Source organism: Pseudomonas sp. RV120224-01b (assembly GCF_003208145.1).
Taxonomy (GTDB): domain Bacteria; phylum Pseudomonadota; class Gammaproteobacteria; order Pseudomonadales; family Pseudomonadaceae; genus Aquipseudomonas; species Aquipseudomonas monteilii.
Window position 1 is genome coordinate 16,407 of sequence record NZ_QKMQ01000019.1, and the last position, 18,302, is coordinate 34,708.

General features: G+C 63.3%; 17 protein-coding genes. 7 read left to right on the top strand and 10 right to left on the bottom strand.

The genetic code is table 11. From position 1 onward, the window contains the following. The first annotated feature begins 85 nt into the window (after positions 1-85). From N436_RS23630 to N436_RS23655, 6 genes are all read left to right on the top strand, one after another. Positions 86-1,414 carry a hypothetical protein gene (locus N436_RS23630; RefSeq protein ID WP_110742082.1) on the top strand — a complete coding sequence of 443 codons (1,329 nt, stop codon included), beginning with the start codon at positions 86-88 and terminating at the stop codon, positions 1,412-1,414. A gap of 32 nt (positions 1,415-1,446) precedes the next feature. Continuing rightward, complete coding sequence (locus N436_RS23635; protein WP_105947646.1) at positions 1,447-3,678, top strand: Ig-like domain-containing protein; 2,232 nt, start codon at positions 1,447-1,449, stop codon at positions 3,676-3,678. A 15-nt stretch (positions 3,679-3,693) separates the two neighbouring features. Continuing rightward, positions 3,694-4,167, top strand: a complete 474-nt coding sequence (locus N436_RS23640; RefSeq protein ID WP_105947645.1) for a curlin — start codon at positions 3,694-3,696, stop codon at positions 4,165-4,167. A 16-nt stretch (positions 4,168-4,183) separates the two neighbouring features. After that, on the top strand, positions 4,184-5,629 hold the full coding sequence (locus tag N436_RS23645) for a curlin (protein WP_105947644.1): 1,446 nt from the start codon (positions 4,184-4,186) through the stop codon (positions 5,627-5,629). 109 nt (positions 5,630-5,738) lie between these two features. After that, entirely contained in the window at positions 5,739-6,386 is a 648-nt protein-coding gene (alkB, locus tag N436_RS23650; RefSeq protein WP_110742131.1) for a DNA oxidative demethylase AlkB, read from the top strand. Positions 6,387-6,532: 146 nt separating this feature from the next. Next, complete coding sequence (locus N436_RS23655) at positions 6,533-6,820, top strand: hypothetical protein (RefSeq protein WP_016714040.1); 288 nt, start codon at positions 6,533-6,535, stop codon at positions 6,818-6,820. A gap of 59 nt (positions 6,821-6,879) precedes the next feature. Here the strand turns inward: N436_RS23655 and N436_RS23660 are convergent, their stop codons facing one another. The 4 genes from N436_RS23660 to N436_RS23675 all read right to left on the bottom strand — a co-directional run bounded on the left by N436_RS23660 (position 6,880) and on the right by N436_RS23675 (position 9,880). Continuing rightward, complete coding sequence (locus N436_RS23660; RefSeq protein WP_016714039.1) at positions 6,880-7,140, bottom strand: DUF1652 domain-containing protein; 261 nt, start codon at positions 7,138-7,140, stop codon at positions 6,880-6,882. A gap of 232 nt (positions 7,141-7,372) precedes the next feature. Continuing rightward, positions 7,373-8,260 (bottom strand): pirin family protein, encoded by an 888-nt coding sequence (locus N436_RS23665; RefSeq protein ID WP_105947643.1) that lies wholly within the window; start codon positions 8,258-8,260, stop codon positions 7,373-7,375. Positions 8,261-8,356: 96 nt separating this feature from the next. Next, on the bottom strand, positions 8,357-9,229 hold the full coding sequence (locus tag N436_RS23670; protein ID WP_110742083.1) for an alpha/beta fold hydrolase: 873 nt from the start codon (positions 9,227-9,229) through the stop codon (positions 8,357-8,359). Positions 9,230-9,250: 21 nt separating this feature from the next. Further along, positions 9,251-9,880 (bottom strand): LysE family translocator, encoded by a 630-nt coding sequence (locus N436_RS23675; protein ID WP_177410297.1) that lies wholly within the window; start codon positions 9,878-9,880, stop codon positions 9,251-9,253. Positions 9,881-10,004: 124 nt separating this feature from the next. Here N436_RS23675 and N436_RS23680 point away from each other — a divergent pair, with 124 nt between their 5' ends. Then, on the top strand, positions 10,005-10,484 hold the full coding sequence (locus N436_RS23680) for a GNAT family N-acetyltransferase (protein WP_110742084.1): 480 nt from the start codon (positions 10,005-10,007) through the stop codon (positions 10,482-10,484). Between the two features lie 94 nt (positions 10,485-10,578). Here N436_RS23680 and N436_RS23685 read toward each other — a convergent pair whose 3' ends face one another. The 6 genes from N436_RS23685 to N436_RS23710 all read right to left on the bottom strand — a co-directional run bounded on the left by N436_RS23685 (position 10,579) and on the right by N436_RS23710 (position 18,065). Beyond that, entirely contained in the window at positions 10,579-10,962 is a 384-nt protein-coding gene (locus N436_RS23685; protein WP_025753817.1) for a YkgJ family cysteine cluster protein, read from the bottom strand. A gap of 126 nt (positions 10,963-11,088) precedes the next feature. Next, a complete protein-coding gene (locus N436_RS23690) occupies positions 11,089-12,216 on the bottom strand; it encodes a hypothetical protein (RefSeq protein ID WP_110742085.1) in 1,128 nt (375 codons plus the stop codon). A gap of 157 nt (positions 12,217-12,373) precedes the next feature. Beyond that, positions 12,374-13,303 carry an aliphatic sulfonate ABC transporter substrate-binding protein gene (locus N436_RS23695; RefSeq protein ID WP_105947639.1) on the bottom strand — a complete coding sequence of 310 codons (930 nt, stop codon included), beginning with the start codon at positions 13,301-13,303 and terminating at the stop codon, positions 12,374-12,376. Between the two features lie 3 nt (positions 13,304-13,306). Further along, positions 13,307-14,350: an L-glyceraldehyde 3-phosphate reductase gene (gene mgrA / locus N436_RS23700; protein ID WP_110742086.1), complete on the bottom strand. Its 1,044-nt coding sequence runs from the start codon at positions 14,348-14,350 to the stop codon at positions 13,307-13,309. After that, the gene (locus N436_RS23705; protein ID WP_110742087.1) at positions 14,347-15,681 is read right to left on the bottom strand and encodes an LLM class flavin-dependent oxidoreductase; all 1,335 of its coding nucleotides are present in this window, start codon (positions 15,679-15,681) and stop codon (positions 14,347-14,349) included. The genes mgrA and N436_RS23705 overlap by 4 nt, the downstream gene beginning before the upstream one ends. Before the next feature lie 167 nt (positions 15,682-15,848). Beyond that, the gene (locus N436_RS23710; RefSeq protein ID WP_110742088.1) at positions 15,849-18,065 is read right to left on the bottom strand and encodes a TonB-dependent receptor; all 2,217 of its coding nucleotides are present in this window, start codon (positions 18,063-18,065) and stop codon (positions 15,849-15,851) included. Positions 18,066-18,302: the final 237 nt, after the last annotated feature.

Consider the following 18,302-nt stretch of genomic DNA (forward strand, 5'->3'; position numbering starts at 1 on the left):
CACTTTCCAGCTTTTGGCACAGCTCTTGCCGATCTCCTCCCAGACGCCCCAAGTCCATGGGCCCGTTTGCAGGAGGAATAGACTCATGCACCGACCGATACCCCACCCGCTGGCAGTGGCGATTTTCGCCGGCATGCTCCAGCTCCCGGCACAGGCTGCCCTGAACGCTGTCGATCCAGGCGCCTACGTCCCCGCCAACGGCGGCTTCCCTGCCTGGTACCAGGACAGTCACGGTCGTACCCTCGACCTGTGCCTGACCAAGGCGGTCAGCTCCAGGGTTGCCGGCGCGCCCGGCGCACCGGCGTACATGTGTACGCTGCTGCCCACGCCGGGCGTGTTCGACGATACGCAACCCATCGTCTTCCCCACCAACTTCCCTGACGAAGCGTTCTGGTTCACTGCAGACGCCGCCATCGTCGACGCCGCCCGCGGCATCGACCTCAGCTACGGTACCGCGATCGAAGCGGCATTCGCCGCCGAAGAGCCGGTCGAGGGTGACCAGGTCAGCTTCGCCCGGGTGCGCATCCGGGTCGATGTACCTACCGCTGGCACCTACGTGGTCACCCACCCCTACGGCGTCGAAGTGTTCGACGTGCCCGCCGCCGGGCGCCGGGCGATCAACATGACCCGCGACATCGGCATTGCCGGCGCAGGCGATTTTACCGGCGCGCTCAAGGGCGATGTCGGGCCGTTCCTGCGCAGTGTCAACGGCCCCTACACCGAAGGCAGCGAGCGCTTCATCGGTGACCCGAACCTGGATGAACGGGTAACCGGCAGCCCGTTCAACACCAACTTCGTACGCATCGAAGGCCCCGGTGGCATCGACCTGCGTACCGAGCTGTTCTCGATATCCGGCAAGCTCTCGACCGTCGCCCTGCCAACCCCGTTGATGCCACAGCGCAGTACCTATTCGCGGCACACCGAAAACGGCAACCTGCGCGCCCAGCAAGACATCTTCGTGATGGCCCCGCCACCACCGGCCAGCGTCACCCTGACCAGTCAAACACCCAGCCTGAACCTCACCGAGGCCAACGGCACCGGTGCCTGGTATGCACAGTCGGCCCTCAACCCGGCGGCAGGCAGCATCCTGACGCTGACCGCCGACAACAGCGTGGCGATCCCGACCAGCAGCCTGGCCACCCGCAACGTGCCGCTGACCGACCTGGTAACCATTACCCAGGCCCAATACCGCCTGTCCACGGGCGAACTGACCCTGGTGGCCAGTACCAGCGACGAAACCACCCCGCCAGTGCTTACCGCACACACCGGCAACGGCACGTTGATCGGCAACCTTGGCGGCACCGGCGCCGTGAAAACGTTGAGCATGACCCTCTCGCCCATCCCGCCGGCCAAGGTGCAGGTCACCAGTGCCAATGGCGGTAGCGACACCGAAGACGTGGTGCTGGTGCCATGAACAGACAAAGGCTCAGCCTTCAAGGAGGCCGCATGAACACTTGGTCGCGCCGTGCGCTGTTCGCCGCCGGTTTTTCCCTCACCGTTACCAGCGCCGCCTTCGCTGCGCTGTCTGAAGTCGACCCGGGGCCCTACACTTTTGCCACGGGCGGCTACCCCATGTGGTACAAGGACAGCCTCAACCAGTCGCTGGAGCTGTGCCAGTCGCGTGCCACCAGCACCCGGGTACCCGGCACCCCCGCCGCGCCGTCCTACATGTGTACCCTGCTGCCAGAGCCTGGCATCTACGACGATGCATTGCCGTTGGTGTTCCCCGACAACTGGCCGCCAGAGATGTTCTGGTTCCTGGCCGAGGCCACCATCCCGGCAGTCGGCAACAGCGGCTATGAACTGGATGCCTACGTTGCCGGCCTGGAAGCGGCCTTTGCCGCCGAAAACCCGGTAGACGGCGACCAGCAGAGCTTCGCCCGCATTCGTATCCGCGTCTCGGTGCCACGCGCCGGTACCTACACCATTACCCACCCCTATGGTGTGGAAACGGTCAACGTCACCACGCCAGGCCGGCGGGCGATCAACATCACCCGCGACATCGGCATCGGCGCACCGGGCAACTTCACCGGGGCACTCAACGGTGCACTCGGGCCATGGTTGCGCGGGGTTGGCGGGCCTTATACCGAGGTCAACCCGGATACCGGCGCCACTGAAACGTTCATCGGCGATCCGAATCGCCCGGAAGCCGTGGTCGGCAGCCCGTTCAACACCAACTTCATCCGCATCGACGGCCCGCCCGGGCGCATCGAGACCGCACTGTTCACCGTTTCGGGCAAGGTGCTGGACCAACGCGCGCAAACGCCGGTCACGCTGGAGCGAGCCACCTACTCGCGCAACGGTGGCGGCACCCGGGTAGAAGTGTTCGCCAAGGCCCCGAGAGAGGCCAGCCTGTGCATGCGCAATGGCCTGGCCTTGATCGGCACGCCCCCTTCGCCTTGCCAGTTCAACCTGACGGCGGACAACAACGGCCTGTTCTTCAGCCAGCAACTTAGCCAGGCCGTACCGCCTGCGGTGGTGGTGGTTACCGCCAGCAACAGTGCTGGCGGCACCCAGCCGACCGCGCTGTCGAGCAAGCTGACCGACGTGGTCAAGGTCAGCACTGCACGCTATGACTGGGCCAACAAACGCCTGCTGATCGAGGCCAGGTCCAGTGACGAGGTCGTCATCCCCGACATGCTCGCCCAAGGCTACGGCCGCATGTCGAAAGCAGGCACGCTGCAAAGCATCACGGTCAACGACGTGGCGCAACCGCCGGCCACCGTTACGGTCAAGTCTGCCCACGGGGGCAGCGATGTAGAACCGGTGATCGTGGTCGGCAACGCACCGGTTGAAGCGGCCAACCAGCCGCCGCTGGCCCAGGCCGATGTCGGCAGCACCAGTGTCGGTGTGCCCATCACCCTTAACCTGCTGCAAAACGACAGCGACCCGGACGGCAACGTGCCGCTGACCATCAGCGACCTCACCCAACCTGGCACCGGCCTTGGCGGCGTGGTGCTCAACGGTACCACCTCGGTGACCTACACCCCGCCAGCCGGGGCTACGCAACCACTGGTGGCCACCTTCAGCTACCGCGCGGTGGACGCCAAGGGCCTGAAGTCGGAACCGGCCACGGTCACCATCAACGTTGCACCGAACCGGGCACCAACCGCCAACCCGGAAACCGTCGCCACCCTGGGCGTGCCTTTGACCATCAACGTGCTGGCCAACGACACCGATCCGGAAGGCAACGTGCCGTTGGCTGTTGCGGCCGTCACCCAACCGGCGGCAGGCCGAGGCACCGTCAGCACCGATGGCACCACGGTGACCTACACCCCACCGGCCACGGTAACCGCAGCCTTCACCACCACCTTCACCTACCAGGCACGTGACTCGCTGGGGGCGCTGTCCACCCCGGGTACGGTCACCGTCAACGTGTCGCCACGGCCAGCCGCCGAAACCTTCACGGTCACGGCAGCCACCGTCACGGCACGCTCCAACAACCGTTACAACTGGGATATCAGCGGTACCTCATCGGTTACCACGGGCAACGTTGTCACGGTCCGGGTCACCACCACCACCGGGGTACAGACGCTAGGTACCGCCACAGTGCCGGTTAATGGCCGCTGGCGCCTGGCCGTCAGCAACAGCACCACGATAGTCCCGACCGCCGCGCCGACGGCAACCATCACCACCAGCCCGGGTACTACCCGCACCGTCAACGTGGTTGTGCAGTAAAGGCGGGGAAACGCCATGAAACGCCTGTATCCACTGCTGCTCAGCCTGGCCCTCGTGGGCCAGGCCAGCTGGGCCGACGACCTGATGGACAATGCCGACCTTGCGCCCGGCAACGACCTCGGTGACCCGGTGATCATCCGCCTGCTACCGGTCGGTGCCGGTCAGGCTGCGGTGATCGAGCAGCAAGGGTCGGGCAACCGCGCCGCCCTCGACCAGAACGGCCAGGCCCTGCTGGGCCGCATCGTCCAGGCCGGCGGTGCGCAGGAAGCGTACATCTTGCAGGAAGGCAGTGACCTGATGGCCAGCATCAGCCAACAGGGAAATGGCAACAGCGCATCGATCCGCCAGAGCGGCAGCAGCAACAGCGCAGCCATCGAGCAGATCGGCAACGACAACAGCGCCAGCATCGTGCAGTCCGGCTCGGGCCTCAACAGCTCCGTGACCCAGACCGGCAATGGCCAGCATGTTCAGATCACCCAATACCGATAGACCTGGAGGCACCACCATGTACAAGCTCGCTCCGTTAAGTGCCGCTATCGTCCTGGCCCTCGCTGGTCAGGCCATGGCTGCTGACAGCACCTCGTCCCAGACCCAGGACGGCAAGGAAAACATCGCCGAAGTCAGCCAGACCCAGGCGTCCTTCGCTTCGGCCACCCAGAACCAGACCGGCAAGGGCCACAATCACCTGGCCGTGCAAACCGAAAGCACCAGTGATATCCAGCAGAGTGCTACCGGCCAGTACAACGCGGGCTATGCCGAGCAGTTGTTCGAAAATGGCAGCCAGATCAAACAGCAAGCCGCAGGCAGCTATAACGATGCGTTCGCCAGCCAGTCTGTAGGGCTGAACAACGAATCGCTGCAAACCCAGCAAGGTGTCGGTAACAAATCCACCGTGTGGCAGGACAGCCAGGAAGGCAGCAAAGCCACCACCTGGCAATCCGGCCAGCGCAACGAGGCCTTCATCGAACAGACCTTCGGTGGCAGCAACAACCGCAGTACCGTCAACCAGACCGGCCAGGACAACTACGCCGCCGCCGAGCACCTGAACCATGTGGACGGCGACATCCAGGTCTACCAGGATGGCCACGACAACTGGGCTTACGGCGACCAACGCGAAGGTACCGGAGGCACCATTGGCATTGGCCAGTACGGTGGCGGCAACTCGGTTGAAGTGTGGCAGGACACCCAGATTGGCAGCCAGGCTTCCGTGGTCCAGACCGGCCAGTCCAACGAAGGCTATATCGACCAGAGCTTTGGCATGAACAACAAGGTCAGCCTGTCGCAGCAAGGCAACGCCAACGCCAGTTGGTCGGACCAGTTCGAGACCAACAACTCGACCACCACCATCACCCAGACGGGCAACAACAACCTGCATTTCACCTATCAGAATGGTGAAAACCTCAACCTCACCATCAATACCAAAGGCAATGGCAACAGCATCACCGCCAGCAACTGGAAAGGCGCCAAGATGGGCGGCCAGTTCGGCACCAATCAGAACGCCACCATCAACCAGAACGGTAACGGCAACGGCGTCAACCTGACCCAGAACGGATCTGACCAGCTGGCCACGCTGTCCCAGACGGGTAAAGGCAACCAGATGCAGACCAAGCAGGCCGACAGCAACAACGAGCTGTATTTCGAGCAGAACGGCACGGACAACATCCTGATCGCCGACCAACGCGGTACCGACAACTACGCCTACGGCAACAGCCAGGGTACTGGCAACACCATCACGCTGGACCAGTCCGGGTACAGCAACCAGAGCTACACCAACCAGCTGTACGGTAGCGGCAACGAAGCCACCATCAAGCAGACTGACAGCATCAACGTCGCCTACGTGACCCAGGGAGGCCAGGGCAACAAGGCGTACGTCGACCAGAGCGGTATCGCCCAAACCGCCACCATCACCCAACTGGGCAGCGCGAACCTGGCCACCGTGACCCAGAAGTAAACGACTCCCCCCTTGAACCGCGGTGCTCCTCTCCCTGGTGCCGCGGTTCCTTTTTCTCGATTGCACATGCCGGGATACAATGCCGTAACCCTTGAACCTGTGCAGTGCCATGATCCAGTCCGACCTCGACCTGTTCGGCCCTCAGCCACAACGCCTGGCCAGCCATACCGTGCTGCTGCCCGGCTTCGCGCTGGGCGAAATCGAACCCCTGCTGGACGCTTTGCGCCCGGTACTGCGCGCCGCGCCGTTCCGGCACATGCGCACACCGGGAGGCCTGCACATGGCCGTCGCCTTGACCAATTGCGGCGCACTGGGTTGGGTAAGTGATGAACACGGCTATCGCTACAGCGCCACCGACCCGCTCAGCGGCAAGCCCTGGCCCGCCTTGCCCCCGGTGATACTGAACCTGGCCGCCCGCGCTGCGGCAATAGCCGGTTTCGAGGGTTTTGTCCCCGACGCCTGCCTGGTCAACCATTATCTGCCCGGCACCCGCCTGAGCCTGCACCAGGACCGTAACGAGCAGGACTTCGGCCAGCCGATCGTGTCGTTGTCGCTGGGGTTACCGGCCGTGTTCCTGCTTGGGGGCCTGCAACGCGCCGACAAGACCCAGCGCATACCACTGAGCCATGGCGATGTGTTGATCTGGGGCGGTGAAGACCGCTTGCGCTTTCATGGGGTGCAGCCCATCAAGCCCGGCGTGCATCCGCGCATGGGCGAGCGGCGGATCAACCTCACCTTGCGCAAGGCCGGTGGCTGACACAAACACGATGAACGTGCATGAAACACGTTGAACATCTTGGTCTGGCAAGCTTCAAACGATAAGCCGCGTTCTCACACCCAGGAGCCTGCCATGCCGTACTTACCTTGCCCGATGCGCCCGCACAACTCATCAGCCGCGCGCTCATGAAAATGCCCGGTCGTGCACCCAATGCGTCGCTGCAACTCGATTACGTGCGCGACACCCTGTTTGGCCCGGTGGCGCAAAGCGTGGAGTGCCAGTGCCAACTCGCCGCGCTCAACCTGCAGGGCCGGCCAGCGTTGCGTTTGCACATTTGTCCGCCACTGCCCGATAAGGTCGACCGGGCCCACAGCGTGGCATTCGTTTGGGACGGGCGCAGTTACCACGGTGTCGTACGTGACCAAGGCAAGTGCGGGGATGGTGGTTTGAACCTGTTGCTGGAACTGCAGTAAGCCGGATAACGCAAATACACCCGGCCAGCTCAAGCCGGCCGGGTATAACATTGGCTCACTCAGGCAATGGCCTTGAGTGGCACCGGGTGGCTGTCACGCAGCGCGTGCAGCTGCCCCACCAGGTGGACCAGGTCACGGCAGCTGTTGAGGCTTTGCAGCGGGACCCCGCTCAGGGTCACGCCCTCGTCGAGACTCTGACCCTGACCCAGGCGGATGGTCAGGTTGGTGCCATCCAGGCAGCTGACTTCACAGCGATCAGGCAAGCAGGCCTGCTCGATCAACTGCCGCATCTCTAGCATCGAAACTCCAATCAACGACATGGTACGACCCTCTCTGTGGGATGGCCTGTTGTGTGGAATTACGCCTTTGTGAGGCGGGGCGCCAATTGATATTGCGCATGCCCAGACAGGCGTCCATGCGCCGGGGCAATGATGATGCGGGGAATCCTTTAGCACCTTAGTGGAAGATTGCCAGCAGGGGCCGTGTGTTCGGTCGCAATCGCACACTTGGCGACGAGTGGTCTTGGCAGCGTTCAGTATGGCGGGCTACCGCTCAGTGCGCCGCACCACCACGTTCATCCTGCATCTGCCCAAACCGCCCGGCATGGAAATCGTCGAACGACTCGGCGATTTCCGCCTGGCTGTTCATCACGAACGGGCCATAACCGACGATCGGCTCATCGATAGGCTCGCCACTGAGCAGCAGCACGCTGGCACCTTCCAGCGCTTCAACCGTTACATCCTCGCCACCCCGGTCCAGCAGCACCAGGCTTGATGGCCCGGCTTCGCGCTCACCGTTGACCTGCACGCTACCGCGCAACACCACCAGCGCCGCGTTGCACCCGGCGGCCACCGGCAGTTGCAGGGCTACACCGGCGTTCAGCCGCAGGTCCCATACATCCATGCGGGTAAACGTCCGCGCAGGGCCGGCATGCCCACGGTAGCTACCGGCAATTACCCGTAAGCTACCGCCCTCGCCGTCCAGCGTGACTTCAGGGATGTCCTGCGCCAGCAACGTCTGGTAACCGGCCGCTGCACGCTTGTCTCGCGCCGGCAGGTTGACCCACAGCTGCACCATCTCCAGCGTACCGCCACTGCGGGCAAAGCCCGGGGAATGGAACTCTTCATGGATGATGCCGTTGGCTGCGGTCATCCACTGCACGTCGCCAGGGCCGATCAGGCCGCCAGCGCCCGTGGAGTCACGGTGCTCCAGCTCGCCCTGGTAGACGATGGTGACCGTCTCGAAGCCGCGGTGCGGGTGCTGGCCAACGCCGCGCCGTGCGTTGGTGGGGGGGAAGTCATGGGGACCGGCGTAGTCCAGCAGCAGGAATGGGCTGATTCGGCTGGCCAGGTTGTCGTAGGTGAACAGGCTGCGCACCGGGAAGCCGTCACCCACCCAATGGGCGTGCGGGCTGCGGTGGATACCCAGAATCTGTTTCATGAGAAGGCTCCTCTCTTGGCTGAGTTAACCTTACCAATGATGACAATCAGGCGGTAGCCAGCTGAATTGGCATGCATCGTTCCATGCATGGAACAGTTAGCCCTGCAAGAAGGCGAGCACCTGCTGAGCCGCCGCAGCCGGATCTTCCTGCATGAAACAATGCCCACCCGCAACTTGCTGTGCAGTCACGCTGCGGTTGAGCGCCGCCAGACGGTTCACTGAGTGCGGCACGAAGGGATAAGTCTGCTCGCCATACAACACCCGCGTCGGCGTGCTGATTGCGGCCAGGTTTGCCCACATGCGCTTGGGGAACGAACTGAAAATTTCCACTTCCCGGCTAGGCCGGCACTTGAGTACCACGGCATCACCGCAATCGCCGATGGCATGTTCGACATAGGCCAGCAGCGCCGCATCGGCCCAGCCCTTGAAAATGCCCCGCCCTTTCAGCGAGGCCATAGCTGCCTCGCGATCGGGCCAGTGGCTACGGCGGCTGGCAGCCTTGCGCGCCAGGGCATGGCGTTGGTGCAGGCCAACCAGAGCAGCCGCCCCCATCACACCGATCATGCGTCGGCTGAACAGTACCGGGTCAAGCAGCACCGCACGGGTAAACAGTTGCGGCTCACTGGCCAGGATCAGCCCGGTGAGCACGCCACCAAAGCTGTGGCCCACGGCAAACCGGGGAACATCGCCATACTCGCCACGCCCGGCCTGAAAAGCTTCCACTGCCAGCTCGGCTGTACGGTTCCACCCCCGAAACACCCCGCCGTGATCGCTGTCGCCATGCCCCTGAACGTCGCAAAGCCACAGGTCGAAATGCTCGCCAAGGCCCATCAGCAATGGCTGGTAGGCCAGGCAACAAAAACCGTTGCCGTGCAAGAAATGCAGCAGCGGCTTGCCACTGGCCGGGGTTCGCCAGCCACGCAGGGTGAAACCTTCGGCGCATTCGTGGGACCAGGGAATCAACTGCATCGGTTTGCTGTACTCGCGGGGCTACGAAAACGCTGATTCTACAAACAGCAGCGGGTACAGTGAAATCACCAGCAACAAGGCCATCAGGACATTGAACAGCATCAGCCAGCGGGGGTTCTGCAACAGAGTGCGCAAGGCGCTGCCAAACATCACCCACACGCCGACGCTGGGCAGGTTGACCAAGGCGAACAACGCCGCGATCACAATCACGTTCGTCACATAGCCTTGCGCAGGTGTGTAGGTGGTGATCGCCCCCACTGCCATTACCCAGGCCTTGGGGTTGACCCACTGGAACGCCGCCGCACCCCAGAAACCCAGCGGTTTCCGGGCGCTGGACGAGGCCGTGCCGACCGGCCCGGAGGTGGCGATTTTCCAGGCAAGGTAAAGCAGGTAGGCGGCGCCGGTGTAGCGCAGCACCGTGTACAGCGGCGGCCAGGCCTTGAACACCTCACCCAGGCCCAGGCCGACTGCCAGCACCATCACCATGAAGCCGACGCTTATGCCCAAGGCGTGAGGGATAGAGCGGCGCACACCAAAATTCACCCCCGAGGCCAGCAACATGGTGTTGTTGGGGCCAGGGGTGATGGAAGACACAAAGGCAAACAGCACGAAGGCGGTCAGCAGGTCGGCAGAGGCAAGCATGGCGGGCATTCCACTTTCGTTATAGGTGCTGTCACACTAGCGGAGTCGCCCTTCCCTGCGACCTGTACAGTTGCATTAAATTTGGTGAATACACATCACTGTACTGCAAACCCGGATCAAGGAAGCCGTTACCATGAGCCTCACCATTCGCCCTGCCGTTCGTTCCGATGCCGGGCAGATTCTGGCCTTTATCACCGAGCTGGCCGAATACGAACGCGCCCGCGACGAGGTGGTCGCCACCCTCGCCGACATCGAGCACAGCCTGTTTGGCGAGGGCAGCACGGTGCACAGCCTCATGTGCGAGCGCGATGGCCAGGCAGTCGGCTTTGCCGTGTACTTCTACAGCTACTCGACCTGGCTCGGGCGCAACGGCATTTACCTGGAAGACCTGTACGTGACGCCTGAGCAGCGAGGCGACGGTGCCGGGCGGCAACTGCTGCGGCACATTGCCCGCGAAGCGGTGGCAAACAACTGTGGCCGCCTGGAATGGAGCGTGCTGGACTGGAACGAGCCGGCGATAGGCTTCTATGAGAAGCTCGGTGCCGAGGCGCAGGATGAGTGGGTGCGCTACCGGCTGGATGGCGAGAAGCTGACGGCGTTTGCCCAAGGGTGATCCCTCGGGTTTACGCGGTCAATTGCAGCAGCAGTCTTGTGTCGCGATGGGCCGCAAAGCGGCCCCGAACGCTGTCGGGGGCCGATGCAGCCGATCAGGCCACCTCAGCCCCATCATCCGGCCAATGCGGTTCATTCGCCCCTGGCGGCGTCAGCGGCGGCAGCCCATACGCCGCCCGCGCGTCGTCACAGCTGGGGTTGTGCACCCCACCCTCCCACGACGCCTCGAACTCGCGACAAGGGCTGGAACGGTTGGCATAAATGGTACAAGCCACCTCTTTGCCGATCTCGCCTTCAAGGCTGACACAGCGGCATGGCTTGGCATCGGTGCCGATCATGGCAACGCGGGTGGGGTTGATCTGCACCACCAGGTCGTCTGGCACGAGGCCCCCGGCAGACTGGCATTCGCCCCAGAAGAAGGACACACGGAAGTACCCGCAGCAGGCGCCGCAGTCAAGGCAAGGGTTATATTCAGACATGATGTCACGGAGGGAAGGTTGTTGTTATCGGGGCTGGCCCGCGGCGCCATTTTCAATCGAACCCGGGGCGGTTGGATAGAGGGTCCATGCAAAATATTTTTCCGCTGATCCGGCCGCCCGCATCGGCTACCGCAGCGCCTTGTAGGTAGTCGCGTCCCAACGCGTCAAAGCCAGGCCTTCGGTCGGATCATAGTCATCACCGCACACCTTGCTGAAGTGCGTGCAAGCCTCGCCGCAATGCACCAACCGATCATCTCGCTCACCCTCGGTCAGCACCGTGTAAGACTCGCTGCGCATGGCGTGGTACTGCCTTTCGGCAGCGGTCATCGCCCGGTGATACTCCATGAGCTGCCTATCGCTCAAGGCCAGTCGCTTGTCCAGCGCAACACCCCAGCGGGAAAGGCAGACTTCAGCGAAATGACGAACGACCAGCCCGGGTTCCTTGAGCGCCTCGCCGCCGCTCGCACCATCGGCCGACGCGTTGCCCACCAGCGTGGCATGGCGACCCGGCATCGGATAAATGCAGATCTGCGTACTGCTGTCCACGGACGGGATCACGCAGGCAAACCCTTTGGAACGCTCATCCCGCGAATAGAAGCCGATATATTCACGCACGTTTGCCGCCAGTGTGGTGCGTTCGGTTTGCACATTGCCAATCCCGGGTACCGGGTCGATGGCAAATATGTTCACCGGTATGTCCCGCAGCACCGGGTCTTGCGCCATGGCGTTGGCCAGCATGTGGCAACTGATCCCTCCCCGGCTCCAGCCCACCAGGTTGACCTGAAGCGGAAGGCGCGGTTTGCGGAACATGCTGATGATGCGCGCTTGCAGTTCCTGCGGTGTCGGATGGCGGTCACCGTACTCGTAGGTACGCCAGAACCAGGAGGCCGTGGCGCAAGCATCCGGGATAGGTACGCCAGCGTATTTCAGTCGCTCGTACCCTTCTTCGCTCAATCGGGTGCGCTGCCAGTTACTTTCGCCTTTGATCACCTGCAACACATGGTTGACGTTTTCTTCCCAACCACGGCCAAACAACTGGCCGGTCCAGTTGAAATAGCCGCCGGGTTCGACGAACAGGTTGTCATCCTGAAGGTTACCGCTGCCGGGACCGTCGACGGCGATCCAGTGGGCGAATTCGCGGCCCTGATCGTTGCTGGCCAGGGTCGAGACCAGTTCGCCGTTCCAGAAATCGGGGTTGGCGTCGTCGAAGCGGTGGGAGCCGGTGCCGCAGAAATAGGCGGTGAATACACTCATTTGTGAATCTCTGAAGTGAGAAATGAGTGCTGAAGATAGAGGGGTAGATCGGGAAGAACGCAGGCGGAAAGGTAGCCTGTGAGGTTGTCGGGGGCTGCTTTGCAGCCCCTTCGCGACGCAAGGCCGCTCCCATAGTGGCCAGTGCAAATCAGGCAAGTTACTCCCGTTGCCACACTGCCCCGGCAATGTCGACCCGTTTGGGCAGGATCTTGTTGTCGAAGAACAACGCTGCAGTGCGCTGCTGCGCCGCCACGATTTCATCACTCACCGGCAGCACCGGTGATGGCGGCCGGTGGCTGAAACTGCGCTGCACCACCGCCTCTGGCAAGCCCATGAACTGCGCCAGCAAGCGGATGCTTCCAGCCTCATCGCTGCGGGTCAGCGCCTCGGCCCGGCTGATTTCATCGAGCAACTGGCCGACAAAGGCGCCATGGGCTTCAACATAGGCCCGTGAGCCCAGCATGAACGGCCCGATCAGCCCCAACCCTTGGCCGTCGGCCAACAGCCGCGCCTTACCCTCCAGGTCGATGGCCGAGTAGAACGGGTCCCAGATCGCCCAGGCATCCACACTGCCCCGCTCGAAGGCCGCCCGGGCATCGGCAGGCGCCAGGTACACCGGCTGAACATCGCGAATTCCAAGCCCCGCCTTGGCCAAGGCACGCAGCAGCAGGTTGTGCGCGCTGGAACCCTTCTGCAGGGCAATGCGCTTGCCCTTGAGCTCGCCCACCGCGCTGATCGGGCTGTCTTTCGGCACCAGAATCACCTCGGCCTGGGGCTTGGCCGGCTCGGCACCGATGTACAACAGGTCGGCACCGGCAGCCTGGGCGAAGATCGGCGGGATATCACCGGTCGAGCCGATGTCGAGGCTGCCGATGTTCAATGCCTCCAGCATCTGCGGGCCGGCCGGGAACTCGATCCACTCAACGCGGGTATTGGCAAATCGCTGCTCCAGCAGACGGTGCTGCTTGGCCAGCACCAGGCTGATCGAGCCCTTCTGGTAGCCAATTCGCAAGGTCGCCGGGTCTGCAGCCTGGGCCGCTCCGGCCAGGGCCACCCACAACAGCATGGCAAGGCGTAGCACGCGCATCGGTCACTCCTTCCAGTCGGTCGAGGGTTTTTCCCACAGGTTGATCCCGCCTTCCACGGCGTACTGGTCGATGGCAGCCAACTCTTCGGCGGTGAACGCCAGGTTGTCGAGCGCCGCAACGTTCTCGGTGATCTGCTCGGGCCGGCTGGCACCGATCAAGGCAGAGGTCACCCGTGGGTCACGTAGTGTCCAGGCCAGGGCCAGTTGGGCCAGGCTCTGGCCACGCTGGCGGGCGATGTCGTTCAGGGCGCGTGCACGGGCGATGTTGGCTTCCGACAAGTGCTGGGGTAGCAAAGAACCACCACCCGCGCGGTTCACCCGGGCGTCAGCCGGGATGCCATTCAGGTATTTGTCGCTGAGCAGGCCCTGCGCCAGCGCTGTGAATACGATTACCCCGGCACCCAAGGCATCCGTGGTGTCGAGCAGGTCGCGCTCGATCCAGCGGTTGAACAGGTTGTACGACGGCTGGTGGATCAGCAGCGGCACCTTCAGCTCATCGAGCAATGCGGCAATTTCTGCGGTTTTGCCGGCTGAATAGGACGAGATGCCGATGTACAGCGCCTTGCCCTGGCGCACGATGTCGGCCAGCGCGATGGCCGTTTCTTCCAGCGGCGTGTCGGCATCGAAGCGGTGCGAATAGAAGATGTCGACGTACTCCAGCCCCAGCCTCGCCAGGCTCTGGTCCAGGCTGGAAATCAGGTATTTGCGCGAGCTGCCGCCCTGCCCGTATGGCCCTGGCCACATGTCCCAGCCGGCCTTGCTGGAAATGATCAGCTCGTCGCGGTAGCTGCGCAGGTCTTCACGCAGCAGCCGGCCGAAGTTGATCTCGGCGCTGCCATAGGGCGGGCCATAGTTGTTGGCCAGGTCGAAGTGGTTGATGCCGGCATCGAAGGCGGTGTGCAACAAGGCACGCTGCGTGGTGATAGGCGTGGCATCGCCAAAGTTGTGCCACAAGCCCAGGGACAGGGCCGGCAGCACCAGGCCGCTGCGGCCTACACGTCGGTAAGGCATGCGCGCATAGCGCTCGGGGTTGGCGGTGTAGCTCATGGTTGGCCTCGTTCGGCAAAGTAAGGGTTGGCTGGGCGCTGCAAGCCCAGGTGTTCGCGCAGGGTGTGGCCCTGGTACTGGCGGCGGAACAGCCCACGCTGCTGCAGCTCGGGCACCACATGGCGGGCGAAGTCTTCCAGGCCCAGGGGCAGGTGCGGCACGAGTACGTTGAAGCCATCGGCGGCGCTGCCTTCGAACCAGGCTTGCAATTCATCGGCAATCTGTACCGGGGTACCGACCAGGCTGTAGTGCCCTCGCCCACCGGCAATGCGCCGTCCCAGTTGGGCCAGGGTCAGCTGCTCGTTGCCGGCCAGTTCGGTGAGCAACTGCTGGCGGCTGCGCTGGCCGTCTTCGGTCGGCGGCAACTCGGGCAGCGGGCCATCCAGCGGGTAGCCGGAAAGGTCGAAGTTGCCGAGCATGCGCCCAAGCAGGCCAACCCCGACACGCGGGTCGACCAGCGCCTGGAACTGTTCGTACTTGTCCTCGGCCTGCGCCTGGCTTTGCCCCACTACCACGAACACGCCGGGCATGATCTTCAGCGATTGCTCATCCCGCCCATGGCGGGCCAGGCGGCCCTTGAGGTCGGCGTAAAAGGCCTGTGCGCGTGCCAGGCTGGGCTGGGCGGTGAACACCACTTCAGCGCTTTTGGCCGCCAGCTCGCGGCCGGTTTCGGACGAACCGGCCTGCACCAGCACCGGTCGCCCCTGTGGCGAGCGGGCGACATTGAGCGGGCCTTTGACACGAAAGTGTTCGCCGACATGGTCGATGGCCCGCACGGCTTGCGGGTCGTGGAACAGGCCGCTGGCCTTGTCACGCACAAACGCATCATCGGCCCAGCTGTCCCACAGGCCTTGCACCACTTGCTGGAATTCCCCGGCACGGGCATAGCGTTCGGCATGCGGGATATGCGCCTGGCGGCCGAAGTTGCCGGCTTCGGCGGCGGCGTCGGAGGTAACCATGTTCCAACCGGCACGGCCTGCGGACAGGTGATCCAGCGAGGCGAATTTGCGTGCCACGTGATACGGCTCGTTGTAGCTGGTGGTGGCAGTGGCGATCAGGCCGATGCGTTCTGTGACCGCGCTCAGCGCCGACAGCAGGGTCAGTGGCTCGAAGTACACCGAGCGGGCGCTGTGGCTGGCCAGCGGGTCACTGGGCGCGGCAACGCTGTCGGCGACGAACAAGGCATCGAAGCAGGCCGCTTCGGCGATTTGTGCGGTGCGCTTGTAGGTGGCGAAATCCAGCGGGTCGGCGGGTACGTCCGGGTGGCGCCAGGCAGCCACATGGTGACCGGTGGCCATGAGGAAGGCACCCAGGTTCATTTGGCGGGGCATGTTGTTCTCCTTGTCTGAAAAGGCCGCGATCCCTGTGGGAGCGGCCTTGTGTCGCGAAAGGGCTGCGTAGCAGCCCCAGAGTTTCAGCGTCGGTGCAAATATTGCTGGGGCCGCTTTGCGGCCCTTTCGCGACACAAGGCCGCTCCCACAAAAAAAGCCGCGCCGTTTCAAAAGTCCTTGCGCAGCTGCACGCCGAAGTAGCGCCCGTCATCCCGTGGTACCGAGCGGTAGATGTAGTCACCGCCACTGGCCAGCATCTGCGCATACGACTTGTCGCCCAGGTTCTTGCCCAGCAGCGCCACGCGCCAGCCGTCGTTGTAGTCGGCCAGGGCGATGCTGGCGTTCCAGATGCCGTAGGCGCCCTGCACGGTGTCCGGGTTCTGGTCGAGGCTGAATTGCACCGCGTCCTGCCAGCTGTAATCGCTGCTCAGTTCCACATCCAGGCCGTTGTCCAGCGGGATCACGTAGTCGGCGCGCAGGTAGGTTTTCCAGTCCGGCGTGAACGGCAAACGGCCGCCATCGATGTTGCAACTGGCCGCCGCACCCGCCGGGCAGTTGAAGTGATCGACGCGAGCCTTGGTGTAAGCCACGGCGGTCGACAGCTTCAGACGCGAGGTGGCCTGGAAGCTGGCATCCAGCTCCACCCCCTGGGTCTTGACCTTGCCGGCGTTGACCAGGCGGGTCACCACCTGGTTGGCCACGGTGTCGTAGAAGTTGGCCTGATAGTTGTCGTAGTCGGTGTGGAATACGGCCAGGTTGGCGGTCAGGCGATTGTCCAGCGCCGTGCTTTTCAAACCGACTTCATAGGCATCGGAGGTCTCGGGCTTGAGCGCCTCGGTATCGCGCGGCTGCATGTTGAAGAACACGTTGTAGGCCGGGCCTTTGTAGCCGCGCGAATAGGTGACGTAACCGGTCAGGTTGTCGTTGAAGTCGTATTGCAGGCCGGTCCGCCCGCTCCAGCCGTCCTCATCCACCGAACCCGAGCTGGCGGTAGAGGGCTGAATACCGGTCACAGCAGTGGCCGAGGTGGAGGCGCGGCGGTGGTCGTATTCGAGGTCGTCGTGGGTCCAGCGCAGGCCAAAAATGGCACGCAAGTCGTCAGTGAAATTGAACGTGTTCTCGCCGAACAGCGCGACACTGTCGTTGGTGGTGGAGTAGTCGGCACGGCCATTGTTGGCCACACCGCCGTTGACCGACAGGCGTTGGTAGGTCTCTTTGGACGTGCCATGCATGTAGAAGGCACCCAGCACATATTCGTTGAACTGCCCTTTGGGCGAGGTCAGGCGAAACTCCTGGCTGTACTGGTCATAGTCCACCGTGCCTTTGTCGTGGGACGCGGTCAGTGGCAGCACGGCGCGGCGGTCGCCGTCCTGGTACTGGGTGTTGTCCCAGCCGCGCCAGGCGCTGATCGACGTCAGGGTGTAGTCGCCCAGCTGCCAGTCCAGTTGCGCCGACAGCCCCTGGTTCTCGTCCTCGACGTGGGTCTTGAAGTCGCTGTTGATGTCGCGGTTGTGGGCGCTTGGCGTCACCGGACGCAACTGGCTGGCGAAGGCACCGCTGGCGCTGGTGATCACACCGCTGGGCAGTGTGTCTTCGCCTTTCATGTAGTCGGCGATCAGGGTCAGGCGCAGGTCTTCGTTGGGCTCGAACTCCAGTTTGCCGCGGGCGCCTTTGCGCTCGTAGCCATTGACGTCGTGGCCATTGGCAACGTTCTCGACATTGCCGTCATAGTCGCCCCACAGGGTGCTTAACGACCCCTTGAACTGCTCGCTCAGGCGCCCGCCGATGCCAAAGCGCAGGCGGTTCTCGTCGCCACCATCAAAGTGCGAATAGTCCACATAGCCCTGGGTCTGTTCAGGGATGGCCTTGCTGACCACGTTCAGTACGCCGGCCGAGGCGTTTTTGCCGAACAGTGTGCCCTGCGGCCCGCGCAGCACCTCGATACGTTCCAGGTCGAGCAGGTCGAGGGTCGACTGGCCCGGGCGGCCGAATACCACGCCATCGACCACCGTGGCCACGGTTGGCTCGACGCCCGGCGAGGTGGAAATGGTGCCCACGCCACGGATGAACAGCGAGGTGTCCTTGTTCGAGGCCCCGGCGCGGTAATTGAGGGTAGGCACCTGCTGGACGATGCTGGCCACGTTGTTGCGGTTGTCTCGCTCCAGCTGCTCGCCATCGATCACCGACACTGCCACCGGCACTTCCTGCAATGTGACTTCGCGGCGTGTGGCTGTCACGGTAACCGCCCCCAGTGCAGTGGCCTGCGCAGCTCCTGTTTCAGCAGGCTCGGCTGCTTGGGCGCCCTGGCCAAAAGCGGCCAACAGGATGGCTGCGGCCAGCGGCCGACGTTGCGTAGCGGGAAAAGGTGTACGGTTTTTCTGCATGGTGCTCACTGCCTCGGGAAACCAGACCAGGCCCCCATTTGACGGGGCCGACACGAAGTTGCTGTGGTTGTCTGGTCTCGCTCGTGCGAGTGGCAGGCGCTTGCCAACAGCAGCGCTTGTTAGCGCTAACATGAGCAAGTATCTGCGGCCATCGCTTAGCACGTCAAATACTTAAAAGTCAGATTTATATGCAATAAAGCTATTTGCCAATCGCTCATCCGTTAGCGCTACCATCGC